Here is a 16,799-nt window from a genome sequence, read left to right as displayed (position 1 = left end):
AGGTCGCCGGCGACGGTCACGCCGAATTGCTCGACGACGGCGCAATCGAGATCACTTTCGCCTATCACAACGGCGACGAGGCCGTCCTCAAGGCTAAACGAGAGACTTCTTCAACAGCCTGCTAGGCCGCTGCAAAGCGGTCGCGGCCGATACGAAGGAACAATGGTCGGAGAGGAGCTATACTGCCAAAGCTGCGCCGACGACGTCGAACCGATTGAGGTTCAAGAGGAAAAGGCAAAGGCTGCATTGGTGGAGTTCATTAAAGTCCTCGCCCGGCGCTAAGCGAGGCTCGACTTCGAGGAATCGTTAAGGGAAGCCAGAGCGGTGGATCCCGCGAGGTCATCATAACGGCAACCTCAGAGCTTGCGCGATCATTGGTGGTCTGGCAGCCTCTGCCCTCCTTCGGACTCGGGCGGCGGCGGAGCTGGTGTGACTGCGCGATCGTATTTTCAACCCCACCATCTTCAGGAATTCGCTGCAGAGAGGAAGGCTATCGACAATCGTTTCCGTCTCCTGCGGGAACGTTTTTTGAATTTGCCACTGACCAATAAAACCGCTGCCGAACATGCAGTTCAGGGATATTCGCGTCGCCTGGATACAATGCACCGATGCATTGAGGTCGTCTTCGACAAGCTACCCCCTGCCAGGACGGAGCCACCCTCCAACAGTGATAGAACGGACGGCGCTATCTACATCCAAGCCTTCGTGATGAACGCGTTTGGGGCGCTCGAAAATCTTGCCTGGGTGTGGGCGTTAGAGAGGGATATACGGCAGACCGACGGAAGCCCTCTAAAACCAATGATGATCGGCATGACTAAGAACCACAAACAGATGTGGCGATCACTGCCGCTTGATTTCCGTGAGTATCTACTCACTCTCGAAACCTGGTTCGCGGTGATGACGGATTTCCGGGATTCTTTGGCACACAGGATCCCGCTCTACATCCCGCCCTTTGTCGTCGATCTGAACGATCTTGAGGAGTACCAGAGATTGGGGCGAGCCGCAGCAGATGCTTTGCGCGACTTTGATCTGGGCGGTTACACGCGACTAAAGGCAGAACAGCAGAGTTTTCATCGCTATCGGCCGTGGATGAAGCACTCGTTCGAGGAAAATTCCAAGCCCTTCCTTTTCCACGCCCAACTGTTGGCCGACTTTAATACGATCGCCGAAATTGGCTCCAGACTTGCCGACATGCTGGATATGGCCCCCTGATAAATAGAATCACCGCCGCGCTGGCATCGAAACGAAAAGAGCCCGATTATGTTTCCTAATGACATAACCGCAATCATCTATTTCACTCGATTCAGACCTAGGTGTCCTGCTGAATTGGGCCAGCAGGTTCAGCCCCGACGAACGCTCCCAGCAAATGCTAATCAAGCGGACGATCGCGATGATTGGCAACAATCCAGATCTCATTGAAGGCCGCGCGCTCGAATGCGCCTTGTTTAGCGTAATGCGCAGCTTGGCGCTGGAGGATCTCGTGCCTCCTCGGGGTCGGGTACCGGTCGAGCGTCTAGACCGCGTCGGATAAGGTGATACCCATTTGCCGGGATGTCTATCGTACGGCCGGGCTCGCGCCTTGGCGGACCGGCGCGAGCCTTCACGGCCGTGTGACACTTGCGTGACGTTCAGGTGACGCGCCCCTCATGAATCCCGTTGGCACCAAACAGAAATATGGGAGAGGCTCGGTTGGGACCGATGCTCTGGCGTGAACATCCTCGCCAGAGTCTGTCTCAATACTGCTCCATTCTCACCCCAGAACTTTTCTCGCCAACGTATTTGCGCGCCAGATTATAGCCGGTTTTTCACCCTCTGAACTTGAGGCTTCTTTAACCAACAATGGGTATTTTTTTGGCGAAATACTCCAACCGGAGATCACCAAGTGTCCGCTGATCAAGACCTGACGCCAGCCACGGAACGTGAATTTGGAGCTTTACTTCAAATGTATCAGGTTGCCGGCGCCCTTGACGCCATTGCCCCATCGGCAAGCCTGCTTTCAAAAAACCTCAAATTCTACACCGAATTCGCGTTTTATCTCGGCGAGAAAGCTGGCTACCGCGTTGCCATTGAATTCTGCGACTTGCTCGTCAAAAAACTCAGTGACGCTGACCGCAAAAGAAATATCGGTGTGCTTCTGATAGTTGAAGCCCAATTCTTCGATGAGCTGGGAATTGGCATGAGCCGTGATCTTTTCGCGCTAGAGGCCGCAGAGGCATTTGTACGATCAGGCCAGTATCGGGCCGCGCAGACGGCTCTCAAATTAGTCGCGGCCTAGCAGTTATGGGAAAAGCGCCTAACCTAACGGATCTCTTGGAGCCGGCCGCAGAGATATTTGATCCGAACGAACGAGCTGGCATTCGCCGGCAAATAGCCAGCGCCAAAGTCAAGATATACCGGAAAATTAAGTACGCTATCATTAACGCCATTCCTCATGAATTTGCGTCAACTATGGCGGTATTCGGGGCGGCCGAAGTCATGCCTCATCCCCGAGATAGCTCGGTGAGGATCGAATACCTGACTCTCGAAGATAGATTAGGCGAGCGGTTCTACGTAGCGGTAGCTGGAACGACAGGACAAGGAATCGCCCAAGCGGCGGCTGCGACGGCACTCATTAAAAGTCGATGCGAGTTCGTCAGGAAGGTTATCCTTATCGGTATTGCGGCGGGGCAGGAAAACCTTCGCGATATGGAGAAAGATGTTAGGCTTGGCGACGTGGTCATTGGCAACAAACTGATTCAATACGACCACGTCAAACGAACGAACGGTGAGATTGAACTACGCGGCGACGACCTGCCGCCGGGTGATAAGCAACTGCTGAATGCGGTTGATCGATTGCTCTCTCTGCAGGAAAGGAAGGGCGCTCCTGCGCAGCCCAAGCCTTGGGACGACTACATCAGCAGAGGTGGGGAAGCTATTAGGTCTGCCAACAGGCCGAACGTCAGCAATGATCCCAACAGCTCGTTAAGGAAGTACGAGAAAGGCCTAATGTACGAGCGAACTTTCGACAAACCTCACATCCACGTAGGAACGATTGGTTCGGCGAGCACTCTACTTAAAGACTCCTCCTATAGGAATGATCTTGCTCGGAAGCACGGCACGATCGCGTATGAAATGGAGGGCGCCGGTGTAGCCATTGCGGCTTCGATGACCGGACTTGGCTACTTGAATGTCAGAGGCATTTGCGACTATGGCGACAACCGAAAAAGTGACGACTGGCAAACTTACGCTAGCGTGTGCGCAGCGGCAGTTGCCCGCGCCATTCTGGAAGAGATACATAGCATTTGACCAGGAGATCCGGGAATAACAAGACGGCATCGGCTGACGGTTCTTCAGCCAACACCGACCGCGGCCGCACTACTCGCCACCGGGCATCCCACCAATGCTCTGGTGAATTCCGGGGCCAGTGGGTATCAGGCCTCGCCCGTGCACGGCAAGAAGAGGGTATCACTGTCCAGAACATGGATCGGATATGTCCCCAACGTCGCATATCAGCGCTGATAGTCCGGATCGTTGAGCAATCTGGCGGGGGAAACCCACATGCCGAGCAAGGTCCCGTAGCCGAGGTTGTTGGCAAGAGGGTTGTCGATCTCAGCCGCCTCTAGAGCAATGCCGCCCCCATGCGACGCTAGGGCGGATAAGTGCGGCGTAGTTGATTACGCTATCGCCCGGCCTTGCTGAGGTCGATCTTGCGCTCGACGCCCCGTTGAGGAAATCCCCAAGCTCGCTAGGCAAGCGCCAAGCAGACTCGTCCAAGGCAGAGACCGCTTGTCATACGCACCCCATCGATGGGATGAAGATGCCGTTAGCCGCCGCGGACTTTGAGCACACAGATGAGAGACGAGATATTCAGATTCCTGAGAAAAGCTGTTGCGTCTGGTCGAACTCTCCATTTCGACGCTGACGAAAGTCACTCCAGATGGTCCAGACACGTCAAAGAGTCCGCAGACGCGTTAGAAGACTGGTACAAAAACTCGACGAGCGACATCCCTGCCTCCCTCAAGCTTGCAGTCGGACGCTTGAGGGATATCGAGGCCGACGTCGAGCGTTTGCGCGGCCTGTTTGTCATTCTCCACCCACCGCTTGAAGAGCTAAGCGAGGATGGAATGCGGGATTTTCGGAAAGCGCTGACCGATCGGCTGGAGTTTGCAGACCAGGAGCAAACCGACGAGTACGCAAATGCGCTCTGTGCATTTTTTCTGGTCGAACTTGATCGGTTGCTTACCGACAAACGTGCGAACGATGGTCGCCCGCACTCTTCCGGTAGGACGTTGCTCGCCTCCCAACAGTCGAGTGATATCGAGATCGATAATTGGAAGACGAGGCTTAACGCGGAGAGGGAAAATTATGCCCAAAAGAAACAGGCAGCGCATCTCTTCACGCAAGGCGAAGAAGAACAAAAGACTTCTTTGATGGAAGCGGCCGAACGATTACTGGACGCCCACGAACTGGTAAATCAAGCCGTATCCCGCGCGCAAGGCATCGAAACGGAGTGGAGGGGAATAGAAAGGAGCGCACAAAACGTCTTTAACGGGGTCAGCGCTGCTCGAATAGATATTGTTAGCCTCCAAGCGCAACTGGAGGCAGAAAAAGCGTTTATGAGGGAACAGGTCGGGCTGAGCGAAACACGCCATCTTTGGGAACATCGTAGCAAGCAGGCCTCGCTTGGTTACATGGTCTCCCTCGCTGCGCTCCTGATAATCCTAATCGGATTGCCAATAGCGACCATTGTATTTCGCGAGGAAATCTTCGCGCTCGTTCGCGAGGTGGAAGCTCTGCAGCCCCAGCCGGCTCAAGGAACTACCTTTGCGGCGACTTTCATTACGATCAGCCGGTTGCTGATGATCAGTGTGCCGGTCGGGTTTGTTGTCTGGGCCATAAGGCTGATTGTCAGGTTCAACACCCGATCCATGCTGCTGATGGACGACGCGCAACAGCGCGTCACCATCCTTAACACCTACCTCTTTCTCATCAAGCGGGAGGCCGCAACCATTCAGGACCGCGGAGCCTTGCTGGAGGCCATGTTCAGGCGGGCACCCGGCCACGGTCCGGAAACAATTGAGCCGCAGAATCTCACAGACGTAATGAAATATGGAGAATCTCTTGGAAAGTAGCATGTGGAGGGACCAGAGTGCCACGGGAAAACCTTGTTACCAAGGTTCAGTCCTGCGAAGAGGCATCCGGTCACCCCAATGAGTTCTCCGGATCAACTCATCTCGGCAAGAGAGATCCCGATCCAAACTCTCGACCGAGGGCGCACCGGATGCGCACGCCTCGCACTGCAATTGATGCTTTGCTGGTTACCACTCGAGTTTAAGGGCGAGCTGGAATGGCGGCGAAGGTGATCGGGTGCGGCAATGCGGATTAGGAAACCCCCAAGACACCCTGACCGAGCGGATAGCCGGTGGGCAGCAGCTGTTCGGTGACGTTGCGTGCCGTCCACAATGCAGCTGCCGTTGCCCACTCGGTCATTTCAGTGTCGCCTCTTGCCCTTGCCCAGCTCGCGAGGGCGGTTTGCCGCGCGACCGCGTAGACGGCCACCTGCGCCGCGGAGCAATCCGGTTTTCCATAGCCATCTGCGAACACGGCGAGCCGCCGTACCTGCTCCTCACCCGTGTAATCCGGGCTGCCCAGGTCAAGCCAGGCGAAGGCCGAATAGCCCAAATCCCAGAGGCGCGGGCCGGGGGTGACCGTATCGAAGTCGATGATCCCGTAGGGGACGCCATCGCGAAAGACGGCGTTGGACGGCCCCCAGTCGTTGTGGCACATCACCTCCGCATTCTGTTGACGGACAAGCTCGAACCCCGCCGTGGCATCATGGAAGCGCCGCAGGAGGCCTGCCGCAGACACGAGCTGGGCATCGCTGAAATGGTCCAGGTCGCGCGGAACCTCACCTGGCAGGAAACTCAGGATCTCACGGTTCTGCGGGTCCACGCCCTGAAATCGGGGCACGCCATCAAAACCGAGGGCTTCCAGGTGCGCGAGCAATCGGTGCACTGAGGAACGGTCGCTCGATATGGGCCGCCGAACCGTGTCGCCGACGCGCACCACGCCCGGTGTGATGCGGCCGCCGGTCAACGGAGTTTCGGTTTCGCTCATAGGACGAGACTAGCGTAAACCGTCGTCGGCAGAAATGGCGGATCGTCTTGTGCCACGCGACGATCAACGTCGAAGTTACTCCCAGATCGCCGCGCTATAGTCTTGGCTGGGACGCAGAGAAGGTTGGCACCGGAACCCCAACGGTGGTCATGTGACGCCGACTATGCCTTGAATTCATACCCCTTTGTCCCAGCACCTCTTGAGGTTAGGCTGAGGGCGCCCTTTTAGATGGTATCCTTAGGAGTGATCGCGAGATTTTTATCGTCGGACGTCAACCGTCTACCTATCTAATCCCTCACGACAGATTGCAGGAGATTTAAATGGCTGCCGAATTTGGTCCGTACATACCGATGCGCAAACTCGCTCAGCAGATGGCTATCCAGTACCAGAAGGATACTGGCCTTGCCCTAGCGCCTCTTCTCGCTCATTTCATGGATGAAGTCGAAGTCAATGTGGCTTCCGATCGCTTCGACCACTCGGGCTTCATGGAAAGGGTACGGGAACCGCTAAAGCATGATGCTGAGGTGACGTTGGACCACCGCCGGAAGGAGTTCCTCAGGGCGGTTGCGGAAGCGCTTGACGAGCGCATCCGACGTGAAGCGGAGGCCACCGAAGATACAGCGTCATAAGCCACTCCCGCCCTCCAGCTTGCCCATGACGAACCAGCCGCCTTGCAGGGTGTCGTCTTCACTCTTGTCGCCGTCTTCCTCGTCGCCGTCCTGGTCGGTTTCTTCCGGCTCCGCATCGCCGCCGTCCTCGTCGTTTTCATCTTCGACCTCGCGGTCATCAAGGCTGAACTCGTCGAAGCCGGCGAGATAGGGCTCAAGATTTTCATCGCCGTCGACCAGATCAAGGAGACCGATCAGCTCCTCGATCTTGGCCTCCAGTCGCCGGCGAGCGGTGATGATGACGCGCTGGTTCATGCAGCACCTGCTTCTGCATGGTGCAGGATCGATTTCGCGATCGAAGCATGCCAATCGGCCCCAAGAAGATGGCCGTAGATTTTCTCCTTCCGGTCGAGGTGGTTCCATACGATGAGCGCTTCCGCCTTGATCATCAGGCCTTCCATGGTCCAATCGGGCTCAGCCATCAATGCAGAGATATGATCAGCTAATGCGTGGAGCGCCTGTTCTCGTATCGGATACAGGCGTTCATGATCATCATGTGCCGCCGCCCGTGCTGCGCGGTACGCTTCCTCGTAGGCCTCGATCTCGGCGAGTTGGGCCTTCAGTCCGACGATCGTCTCTTCGGCGCGAAGATATTCCGCGACATCTCCGGTCTTCTTCGCCTGCCGTTTAATCCGGCGATAATCGTCGATTTCGCACCGAACTTGCCAAGAGTTGCGGACGATGCGTCTCGGGAACTTTTCCCCTTTCCGGTAGAGATAGCCGAGCGTCGCATTCATCTCGACCTCGCCCGGCTGTGACGTCGTTCGGGGGCAGCCGATGCCGATATCGGTCATTTCGTCAGGTGCGAGAGGGGTCGCGGCTTTGTGCCGTTCGTGCATCTCCTCATATGCACGATAGGCTGTGTGATAGGCTTCAGCCACCGCCGGCAGCGCATCCGCGAGCTCGATCAGCTTCGGGTTCTCGGCCGGTGCCGCACACGCCGGGGAAGCAACCGCAGCCGTCGAGGCTGCAGCCAAGCCGAGCAGGAAACGACGGCGATTGGTTGCGACGTGTTGGATCGTCATACCTCGGCCCTCCGTTCCGCTGCACGAGTGACCGTGAACATCACTGCATAGCCTGCCTGCGCCGATGGGTAGATTCGCGCGTGAAACATGCCATCCCTGTAGTCGTTCAGGGCGTCGGCAAGCTCCCATGCGAGGCGGTTGACCCGATCGATCGGCCGCTCTTCCTCTGCGCCGTCATGGGGCTTGGCTGCAAAGGCTATGCTGTAGGCACGGTCGGAGGGGAAGACGTGGGCATACCACCGGCTGTCATTACAGATCGACAGCGCCTCCGAAAGCGCCTTCGAATGGCGGCGGGCCGCTTCCCATGGGTGTTCGGTATTAGGCAAGCCTTCGGCGGCTGCCTGAACGGGTTCGTTCGGCATGATAGATCTCCAGATTGTCAGAAGGTCAGGTCAGAAGGGGTACCTATATTGTAGGTACCCCTAGCGGCTTATGCGAGTTCGTGTTGAAGGGTTCGGATTTCCTCTTGGATTGCCGAGCGGGTGTCGGCGGTGCGATGGCTCCGCATTCCCCATGGCTGCGCATCGATGCGCATCAGCTCTACGGTCAGTTCGCGAACACGATCGGCGGCACGGTCGCTATAGGATGTCAGCGCCTGGGCGGCTGCCGCCTTCTCCGCTGCCTCCCGCTTTGCGATGCGCCACGAGATCCGCAGGCAATTGGAGAATGAGGCATCGACGATACGGCGCTCGATCTGCCACGGCGCATAGCGGGCACGGAATTCCCGGTACTTCTCCCAAGCCTTGCGCATGATGGCGGCACGGTCGAATTTGGTCATGCCTTCGGCGGTGACCGGAACAGGGGTGCTCGGCATTTGCGATTTCCCGAATTGCGTTAATCGATGCTTCAGGTATTATATGATACTTCAGGGAAAATCAATACCCTGAGTATTATTTTAGAGAGAAAGAATGATCACCAGTGAACAGGTGCGGGCAGCGCGTGCACTTCTACGATGGGAGCAGAAGGATCTGGCGGAGGCATCAGGCGTATCTCTACCATCTCTGAAACGGCTGGAGACGCAGCCAGGTGCGCTGTCTGCCCACAGTCGTACCGTCGAGGCCATACAGAGCGCTTTCGAGAGCGCGGGGGTAATCTTTCTCGGCGATGGTGAAACCACCTCTGGCGGCGCAGGGGCTCGTCTAGCCAAGCCCCTAAGGCTAAACGAATGACACCCCCTCCTGCCGCCCCCAAGATTTACCATATTGTTAATGTAGATAGGCTGCCTTCGATCATCGCGTCGGGCAAGCTGTTCTGTGATTCCACCATCGTCAACATGAATGCCGCTGGCACGACCATCGGTATGGGGACGATCAAGCAAAGACGTTTTGAGCTTCCGGTGAAGTGCTACAGCAATGCGGTGGTTGCAGATTTTGTGCCGTTCTATTTCTGCCCTCGCTCTGTGATGCTGTACGTCATCCATTGTGCGAACAGCCCAGAACTTGCCTACAAGGGCGGGCAGGGACCAATTATCCATCTGGAAGCCGACCTTCACAAGGTGGTGTCCTGGGCGAACGGGGCGGGGCAAAGTTGGGCGTTCAGCGGAAGCAATGCAGGTGCTGCTTACTCGTCGTTCTGGAATGATGTCGCCCAGCTAAACCAACTGAATTGGCCGCATATAGCGGCTAACCAGTGGGCTCAGGCAGACGTGAAAGAAGCGAAGCAGGCCGAATTCCTCATGTATAAGTTTTTTCCTTGGCATCTGGTCGATAGGATCGCTACTCAAAATCTGGCAACCTATAATCAGGTGCAGAACAACCTCATTCCAGCGGCGCACAAGCCCCAGGTGGGATTAATTCCCGCTTGGTACTATTGAGGGAGGTTTCAATGATTACTTTCGTAAAGGGCGATATCCTCCAGGCGAATGCTGATGCCATCATCAACACGGTGAACTGTGTGGGCATCATGGGAAGAGGAATTGCTCTACAGTTCAAGAACGTCTTTCCTGAAAACTTCAAAGCCTACGAGGCCGCATGCAAGCGCGACGAGGTAAATCCCGGCCGCATGTTCGTGTTCGAGACAGGCGAGTTGAACCCGCGCTACATCATCAACTTTCCAACCAAGCGGCATTGGAAAGGCAAGAGCAGGATCGAAGACATTGATTCCGGTTTGATCGACCTCGTGAAGGTGATCCAGCGGTTCAGAATCACATCCATTGCGGTGCCGCCTTTGGGCTCTGGGCTCGGAGGTCTTGATTGGAGCGATGTCCGGCCGAGGATCGTTGCAGCGCTTGAACCATTGGATTCCGTGCAAGTGTTGATCTATGAGCCTCACGGTGCCCCCGACGTTGCAGCTATTGCTAGGAATAAAAAGGTTCCGAAGATGAGTCCCGGCCGAGCCGCACTCGTGGCCCTTCTTCAGCGCTATCTCAATGGGTTGATGGACCCGTTCGTTACACTGCTGGAGGCTCATAAGCTGATGTTCTTCCTGCAAGAGGCAGGAGAGCCACTTGATCTGAAATATCGCAAAGCACCCTACGGACCGTATGCGGAAAACTTGCGGCATGTTCTCCGGGACGTCGAAGGGCATTTGCTTTCAGGTTATGCGGATGGCGGGGACGACCCCACAAAACAGCTTTCCATCATACCAGGCGCAAAAGAGGACGCAGAAGCTTTCCTGAAAGACAGACCGGAAACGCTCCAACGATTTGATCGGGTTGCGGACCTCGTGAGTGGATTTGAAAGTCCATTTGGCCTCGAATTGCTCGCCACGGTCTATTGGGTGGCGAAAAACGAGGGCGCGACCACAACGAAGGAAGCGGAAGAGCTTGTTTACGCATGGAACGTGAGGAAACGCAGGTTCAGCCCGCAGCATATCGAACTTGCGCTCGATACGCTGGCAAACCGGGGTTGGCTTGTGTCCAGCATCAGTACAAGCAACGCGAGCGATAATTCGATGCAGCGGCCGATAGCTGTTGCGGCTGCCGGTTCTGAACATTGATAAAAATAGCGGAGCACCGAGTGTGAATGATGCTCCGCTTTCAAGCGTTCCGATCAGGTTACTATTTCCAGTCCGCCTTCAGGTCTCCGAATAATGCCCTGACGGCTCGCCCGATATCGCGGTGATGGATGTGACCGTGGCGCCAATTGCCCTTCGCGAAATAGCCTTTCCCTCTGATCAGCTTGTCCAGGTCAGGCATCGAATAGTTAGCTTCTCGGCATCTGAATCTGATCTGATTGAGGACCGGCACCCCAATAGGCACGAATGATTTGGGAACGCGATGCACTCCGTGCCTGTTTGCCAGCGATTTGATCTGGTCCCACTTTCGACCAGGGAGCAACGCCAGCAACTCCTCTCTTTCTGCTGCCGGATATAACCGCCGAACCAAAGACAGACTTCTTTGCCCTGAACGGGGCCTAACAGTTACAATACCGAGCTTCCTCGCATGTCCCCGGCAAGCGAAGTAGGTTCGATGCGGTAGCGCTTGGTGATGGCCGCGTAATCCGGGAAAAGGGAGCGGAATAGGTCGTCTTCCTCTCGGCTCCGAACCTTCTTTCCGCTCATGGTATAGCCCTCGCGTTGTATCCGTTTCCTAAGTCGCGCCACGCTTGCCGCGTGGCGGCTGTGATAGGATAGGTCCATATCCACCTGCGTGCTCCCGACAAGCGACAAGGCGATGGTGCAGACAGAGAGGCGAGACAGCGACCGTCCTCGATATCCCCGGTATTCATCCGAGTTATTCATTGCCAGGCTGAAGCGCTTGACGCGAAAAATGAAGCATTTTCCGAGGATCCAGCTCCATGACATACTGGTTGTGCTATTCTGTGAACGCGGATAAAGGACCGAGCATGAAGACGATTTTTACCATCGGATACGAAGGCACTGACATCGAACGGTTCGTGAGAACGCTCCTAGCCGTTGGCGTCAATGCTGTCGCAGATGTTCGGGCCGTGCCGTTTTCCCGAAAAAAAGGATTCTCGAAAAACACCCTTCGCGACCGGCTTGCCGAGGTAGGAATCCAGTATCTGCCGATGCAGAGCCTTGGTGACCCCAAGCCGGGAAGAGAAGCAGCGAAGGCAGGCGACTACGAGACCTTTCGGACGATCTACAGCGCCCACATTGATCAGCCAGAGGTATCGTCTGTCGTGGCTGAATTGGCTGATGAAGCGAAGACGATGAACGTCTGCCTTCTGTGCTTCGAGCGCGATCCAGAGACCTGCCACAGGATGATCGTTGGCGAGCGAATGGAGCCGTATGGTTACTCCATGATGCACCTATACGGTGACGATCCGCAACGCTATATCCGGAACAAGGATCGGATCCAAGCCGCATCGCAGGCCGCAGCTTAACTGCCTACAGTAGCAGTGTGCCCTGTTTCCTGTGCGGCGGGTAGATCAGGCTGATAATCAGCCATTGCTCTTGGAACCTGTGAATATTTCCCATCAGGAGCATAAGGTCTTTGGCGGGCAACTCCTTCTCCATCTTGGTTCGGAATACTGCCTCCCAATCATCTCCATAGGTTTGTATACAGCGCAGATAGAGGGCACCTGCCTCCCAGTCTACAATCTTGTGCCTGTATGATTTTGTCCCCTGGGGCGTCTCGCATTCATATCGAAAATAGAAATCGTGCCCAAGCTTTCGAAGCGTTTTAATGGTCGGCTTTTCATCTTCTTCGAACAATCCAGCCTGCTTTTGCTCTTGTTCGAGTTTGGCGAGCTCTTCCTCGGTCCAATCCGGATTTGAGACGGGAGAAACATTTAGGCCGATGATCCTGGCAGGCTTGAGCAATGCAAGTGACCTGTTACTCTTAGCACGTTCCGCTTCGATGGCCTCGAAGTCCGTGAATAGCTTGAGCCTGTCCAGGTGAACGCGTCGTTCAGCCCATTCCTTTTTTGACGGGACATCAGCGCCGCTTCTGATCGTGTCGACCTTGATGACATGGCTCTCGGGCCGGTGATCCTTCGGAGCCTTCTCGATCTTAGCCTTGACCCACTGCCACTTTTTGAACTGCTGATCCTTCGCGATCAAACGGAACGGTACAGGAAAAAGTCTGATGAGGTTTCCTTTGTCGTCCATCCCAGCAACACAGGACGTCTCGGTGTACTTCCCACTTGGCGAGGGATAGGTTTTGCACAGGATCAAAATATCTGCATCCGTCACCGCCATTGATGCTTCTCCACCCCCGCTCGACTCACCGCTGTAAATGGTGGGGATTGCAACCAATGAGTCAATTCCGATTGCTGAAGTGGAGCTTGCCGTCCAATGCAATTCGCAGCTGACGACAAGAAATAAATGATTCAGAAGCAAACGGCGTTCGATTAGGTAATGGGGGAGAGCGCTCATTTTTGGCGCCCAGTCGCGTCAGCGCGTCGAGAATGACGTTCTCCAGCCGATGCCGCCTTTTCACATCCCCGAATCCGGCGGCTCTGGAGAGCATCCAGCGTAGCGCCACCCGGGCGATATTGTCCAGGTCGGCTATCCGCCCCTCCCGTCGGAGCTTTCTGTTCTCCTTTGACCGTATGCGCTGCTTCTCCAGTCGCCTCTCTCTGCTGTGTTTCATATGTCACTTCTGCTGCAGATGGCGCCCACCCACCCCAAGCGATATTCAATGCTTCGGGCGCATAGGACCACAGAGCAGCAACCAGAACACAACTGATTTGCATCCAACCGACTAATTGGCCAATATTCACAACTTCAGATCGAATTTTTATTCAATGATTTCAGCCGCCTAGTATTAATACACTCGACATTAACCATAATCACTACAGCATCTGACCGTAAAATTGGCGGGCGGGAATGTGATATGGCGACCACCGAACATACAATTAATGATGCCTTGGCACTCATACTGCGATCAGGAAGAAGGGCTTGGAGAGAAACAGGTATTGTCCGGTCGGAAAACACCGGAATGATAAAAGGAGGAGGACAGCGTCCAGACATCCTTGTCTTAGAACCTTACGTCTCTCCAGTCGTTATTGAGACCGAAGTATATCCGGCGACAACCGTTGAGCCAGAAGCATTGTCACGGCTGGGAGCGCACGTATCGACGAGTGGCCGGGTAATCCTGTCGTCAATTGCTCTTCGCCTTCCCAAACGGTTACGCCTATTGGATGGTTCTGATCTTTCCAATGCCTTAGCGGATGCATCTGATCTAGAAATGGCGCTCTACACGGGCAACTCACCTGCTCATGCGGATCGTTGGCCTCGCACCCAGTGGTTCAAAGGCGGCATCGCTGACTTATCCATTCTTACTCAAGCGGCGTCCGTCCCACCTGAAATCATCGACCGAGCTGCTGACGAGCTTATCTCTGGGATACGCGCGGCAGCAGGTCTGTTTTCCGAAGTCGCGCAGCATCATCCTGGCTCAATTGCGAGAATAGCCGAGGAGCTTCGTCAGGAAAACGGAGAGCAGACACTCAGGATGGCAGCAGCCATTATCGCAAATGCCTTCGTTTTCCATGAGAGCTTAGCGCGCGGACCGGGCGCTCTCCACGATGTTCGCTCACTCGACGAACTTCGAGGGCAAAGCGACTTAACAAAAGCGGGCATTCTCAGTGAATGGAAAAAAATCCTCTCAGTAAATTATTGGTCCATCTTTGATATTGCCCGCCGCCTCCTAGAACTCACGCCCGCCCCGATAAGTCACGCTGTTGTGGCGACGATGGCAGATACAGCAGCTAAACTTCTAGAACATCGTTTAATGCGTTCGCATGATTTGACAGGCGCTGTTTTTCAGCGTTTGATTGCGGACCGAAAGTTTCTTGCTGCTTACTATACGACGCCGCCCTCCGCCGCATTGCTCGCTGGTCTCGCAATCCACGAAGATGCATCACCCACCGGATCATCCTGGTCGGATGGTGACGCATTAAGGAAAATGCGAGTTGCCGACTTCGCCTGTGGCACAGGCACACTTTTGTCCGCCGCATATCAGAGGATTGGTCAGTTTCACGAATTGGCAGGTGGCGACGCTCGCGCGTTACATCGCAATATGATGGGCGGATCGCTCGTTGGATGCGATGTCCTTCCCGCTGCAGCACATTTGACGGCCGCAAGCTTATCCAGCGTGCATCCTACCGAAACTTACACCGAAAGCTCGATAATCACACTTGCATATGGCCACATTGAAGACGGCGGGATCGCACTGGGTTCATGGGACCTTCTCGACGCCCAGCGGCGCTTCGATATCCTGGCAATAACCGCCAAAGCCGCCCAAGGTTCAGGTGAAGCGACCTTGGAGCCGTGGTTATCGCTCCCTCATGGGGGATTTGATCTGGTGATTATGAACCCACCCTTCACGCGACCGACAGGCCATGAGTCTGACAAGATTGGCGTGCGGAACCCGATGTTTGCGGCCTTCCAGACAGACGATGAGACGCAGCGGCAGATGGCTAAGGCTGCCTCGAAGCTTTCTGCATCGACTTGCTATCATGGCAACGCCGGGGAAGCCTCGATGTTTTTGGCGCTAGGAGACCGGAAACTTCGCAGTGGCGGCATGCTGGCGATGGTCCTGCCTCTAAGCTTTATGCTCGGTGACTCCTGGGCGGCTTCCCGTGACCTAGTGCAGTCCTCGTATTCTGAAATAATAATGGTAACAAACGCCGGATTGGGAGGGGCAGACGTTTCCTTTTCCTCCGATACCGACATGGGCGAATGCCTCCTTGTATGCCGAAAGGTGCCAAAGAGTGACGGGCGCGGAACCTATGTGATTTTGAATGAGCGTCCTGCAACGACGATGTCAGGATCGAGTATAGCCGCAAAGATTCGCCAGGCGCTTCAAGCCGGCATCATAAAAAGAATCGAAGACGGCCCGGTCGGAGGCACAGCGATCACCCTGGGCAACGAGCTTGTAGGTCACGCAATTACCGCGCCGGTCAGTGTGGGTTGGAATCTGGCGCGGGTCAGGGATTTGACGCTGGCACAGGCGGCATTCGCCTTGTCTTCAGGGAAGGTGCAGTTGCCAGGAATAGCACCGAAAGCTGCTGGTGCAATTGTCATCACAACGGTAGGTCGGATAGGGCGAATTGGGCCATATCATGCTGACATCAATGGCCGGAATGCGAGTGGTGGCATCAGGGGACCGTTCGATAAACGAGAAATACCGCCAAGATCTGTTCCCACCTATCCTGTATTATGGGAACACAACGCTGATCGCGAGCGGACAATGGCTTTTGAAGCTGAAGCCGAATGTATACCTCGGATCGGCCGAGATGCTCTCGAACAAGAGCTTATAGACCGAAAGATCGAGGGCCTGTGGCAGACTTCTTCTCACTGCCATTTCAACCGAGACTTCCGCTTTAATAGCCAGTCGACCAGCATGCAGTTTAGCCGCAGAAGGTCACTTGGTGGCAGAGCGTGGCTTTCAATCAAACTGGACAATTCTGCGGAAGAGAAAGCCTTGGTGTTATGGGGAAATAGCACATTTGGAATTCTCATGTATTGGTGGTTAGCTAACAAGCAACAGCCTGGGCGAGGTAGTATCGGCAAAAACACCCTCGAACGGCTGGTTGTACTCGATGTGACAAAGCTCGACTGCGAGCAATTGAATGGAGCGGAGAAAATATTCGACGAGTTGTCGAATAGGGAACTGAAACCTATCCATCTACTTGCAGTAGACGAGGTCCGAGCGGAGCTAGATAAGCGGCTGCTGGTTGATGTTCTAGGGCTTCCTGCATCATGGCACGAGCAGGATGGAGCTGTTACGCTTTTGCGGCAAAAACTCGCTCAAGAGCCATCTATCCTCGGGCATAAATAGGGCGTTTTACTCTCAGTGTCTCTGCTTTGGTGGTGATCGCCTTCTGGGTCGAATAACTCTAAGCGTCTTGGATGGCGATATTGAGCTGAGCCGCCTTCTGTTGTTAGTCCGCCAGAACGGTAGGGAACTTGATACGCCTTTCTTCACGTTCCTTCCGCTTCTTGTGTGTGCAACTCTCGTTTACGCGCTAGCCGGGGGAGTGTCAGGAATTTCGTGTACGGGGTGCATAATGGGTATGAAGGAGATTCCCATGGCACGACGGAAAGAGCCGGTTATCCCGGACGCGATATTGGACCAATTGCTTGGCGGGTCTGACGCCAA

The 16,799-nt window shown here is 55.2% G+C and carries 16 protein-coding genes; 9 read left to right on the top strand and 7 right to left on the bottom strand.

Annotated elements, in window-relative coordinates; all coding sequences use genetic code 11:
* The first annotated feature begins 429 nt into the window (after positions 1-429).
* From DMO26_RS32390 to DMO26_RS32375, 4 genes are all read left to right on the top strand, one after another.
* Positions 430-1,212 carry a hypothetical protein gene (locus DMO26_RS32390; protein ID WP_162895175.1) on the top strand — a complete coding sequence of 261 codons (783 nt, stop codon included), beginning with the start codon at positions 430-432 and terminating at the stop codon, positions 1,210-1,212.
* Positions 1,213-1,882: 670 nt separating this feature from the next.
* The gene (locus tag DMO26_RS32385; RefSeq protein ID WP_117196399.1) at positions 1,883-2,275 is read left to right on the top strand and encodes a hypothetical protein; all 393 of its coding nucleotides are present in this window, start codon (positions 1,883-1,885) and stop codon (positions 2,273-2,275) included.
* Positions 2,276-2,310: 35 nt separating this feature from the next.
* Positions 2,311-3,285 carry a 5'-methylthioadenosine/S-adenosylhomocysteine nucleosidase family protein gene (locus DMO26_RS32380; protein WP_226951499.1) on the top strand — a complete coding sequence of 325 codons (975 nt, stop codon included), beginning with the start codon at positions 2,311-2,313 and terminating at the stop codon, positions 3,283-3,285.
* 545 nt (positions 3,286-3,830) lie between these two features.
* Positions 3,831-5,111 carry a hypothetical protein gene (locus DMO26_RS32375; RefSeq protein ID WP_117196397.1) on the top strand — a complete coding sequence of 427 codons (1,281 nt, stop codon included), beginning with the start codon at positions 3,831-3,833 and terminating at the stop codon, positions 5,109-5,111.
* A 250-nt stretch (positions 5,112-5,361) separates the two neighbouring features.
* Here the strand turns inward: DMO26_RS32375 and DMO26_RS32370 are convergent, their stop codons facing one another.
* Positions 5,362-6,096 carry a phosphotransferase enzyme family protein gene (locus DMO26_RS32370; RefSeq protein WP_117196396.1) on the bottom strand — a complete coding sequence of 245 codons (735 nt, stop codon included), beginning with the start codon at positions 6,094-6,096 and terminating at the stop codon, positions 5,362-5,364.
* A 320-nt stretch (positions 6,097-6,416) separates the two neighbouring features.
* On the opposite strand from DMO26_RS32370, the gene DMO26_RS32365 reads away from it, so the two are divergent.
* Positions 6,417-6,725: a hypothetical protein gene (locus DMO26_RS32365; protein WP_117196395.1), complete on the top strand. Its 309-nt coding sequence runs from the start codon at positions 6,417-6,419 to the stop codon at positions 6,723-6,725.
* Here the strand turns inward: DMO26_RS32365 and DMO26_RS32360 are convergent.
* From DMO26_RS32360 to DMO26_RS32345, 4 genes are all read right to left on the bottom strand, one after another.
* A complete protein-coding gene (locus DMO26_RS32360) occupies positions 6,720-7,019 on the bottom strand; it encodes a hypothetical protein (RefSeq protein ID WP_117196394.1) in 300 nt (99 codons plus the stop codon). The genes DMO26_RS32365 and DMO26_RS32360 overlap by 6 nt on opposite strands.
* Positions 7,016-7,741 (bottom strand): hypothetical protein, encoded by a 726-nt coding sequence (locus tag DMO26_RS32355; RefSeq protein WP_162895174.1) that lies wholly within the window; start codon positions 7,739-7,741, stop codon positions 7,016-7,018. Before DMO26_RS32355 ends, DMO26_RS32360 begins: the two co-directional genes overlap by 4 nt.
* A 44-nt stretch (positions 7,742-7,785) precedes the next feature.
* Complete coding sequence (locus DMO26_RS32350; RefSeq protein WP_117196392.1) at positions 7,786-8,151, bottom strand: hypothetical protein; 366 nt, start codon at positions 8,149-8,151, stop codon at positions 7,786-7,788.
* 68 nt (positions 8,152-8,219) lie between these two features.
* A complete protein-coding gene (locus DMO26_RS32345) occupies positions 8,220-8,603 on the bottom strand; it encodes a hypothetical protein (protein ID WP_117196391.1) in 384 nt (127 codons plus the stop codon).
* A 351-nt stretch (positions 8,604-8,954) separates the two neighbouring features.
* Here DMO26_RS32345 and darT point away from each other — a divergent pair, with 351 nt between their 5' ends.
* From darT to DMO26_RS32320, 3 genes are all read left to right on the top strand, one after another.
* Entirely contained in the window at positions 8,955-9,602 is a 648-nt protein-coding gene (gene darT, locus DMO26_RS32335; protein WP_117196389.1) for a type II toxin-antitoxin system toxin DNA ADP-ribosyl transferase DarT, read from the top strand.
* A gap of 11 nt (positions 9,603-9,613) precedes the next feature.
* Positions 9,614-10,726 carry a type II toxin-antitoxin system antitoxin DNA ADP-ribosyl glycohydrolase DarG gene (darG, locus tag DMO26_RS32330; RefSeq protein WP_117196388.1) on the top strand — a complete coding sequence of 371 codons (1,113 nt, stop codon included), beginning with the start codon at positions 9,614-9,616 and terminating at the stop codon, positions 10,724-10,726.
* 848 nt (positions 10,727-11,574) lie between these two features.
* Positions 11,575-12,075: a DUF488 domain-containing protein gene (locus DMO26_RS32320; RefSeq protein WP_117196386.1), complete on the top strand. Its 501-nt coding sequence runs from the start codon at positions 11,575-11,577 to the stop codon at positions 12,073-12,075.
* A gap of 4 nt (positions 12,076-12,079) precedes the next feature.
* Here DMO26_RS32320 and DMO26_RS32315 read toward each other — a convergent pair whose 3' ends face one another.
* Positions 12,080-12,892: a hypothetical protein gene (locus DMO26_RS32315; protein ID WP_117196385.1), complete on the bottom strand. Its 813-nt coding sequence runs from the start codon at positions 12,890-12,892 to the stop codon at positions 12,080-12,082.
* A 61-nt stretch (positions 12,893-12,953) separates the two neighbouring features.
* Positions 12,954-13,286, bottom strand: coding sequence for a hypothetical protein (locus DMO26_RS34025; RefSeq protein WP_162895173.1), 333 nt, complete (start codon positions 13,284-13,286; stop codon positions 12,954-12,956).
* A gap of 243 nt (positions 13,287-13,529) precedes the next feature.
* Between DMO26_RS34025 and DMO26_RS32310 the strand changes: the two genes are divergently transcribed.
* Entirely contained in the window at positions 13,530-16,478 is a 2,949-nt protein-coding gene (locus DMO26_RS32310; RefSeq protein WP_162895172.1) for a DNA methyltransferase family protein, read from the top strand.
* Positions 16,479-16,799: the final 321 nt, after the last annotated feature.

The organism is Rhizobium terrae (assembly GCF_003425685.1).
GTDB lineage: Bacteria > Pseudomonadota > Alphaproteobacteria > Rhizobiales > Rhizobiaceae > Neorhizobium > Neorhizobium terrae.
This window is presented reverse-complemented; position numbering and strand designations above follow the sequence as displayed.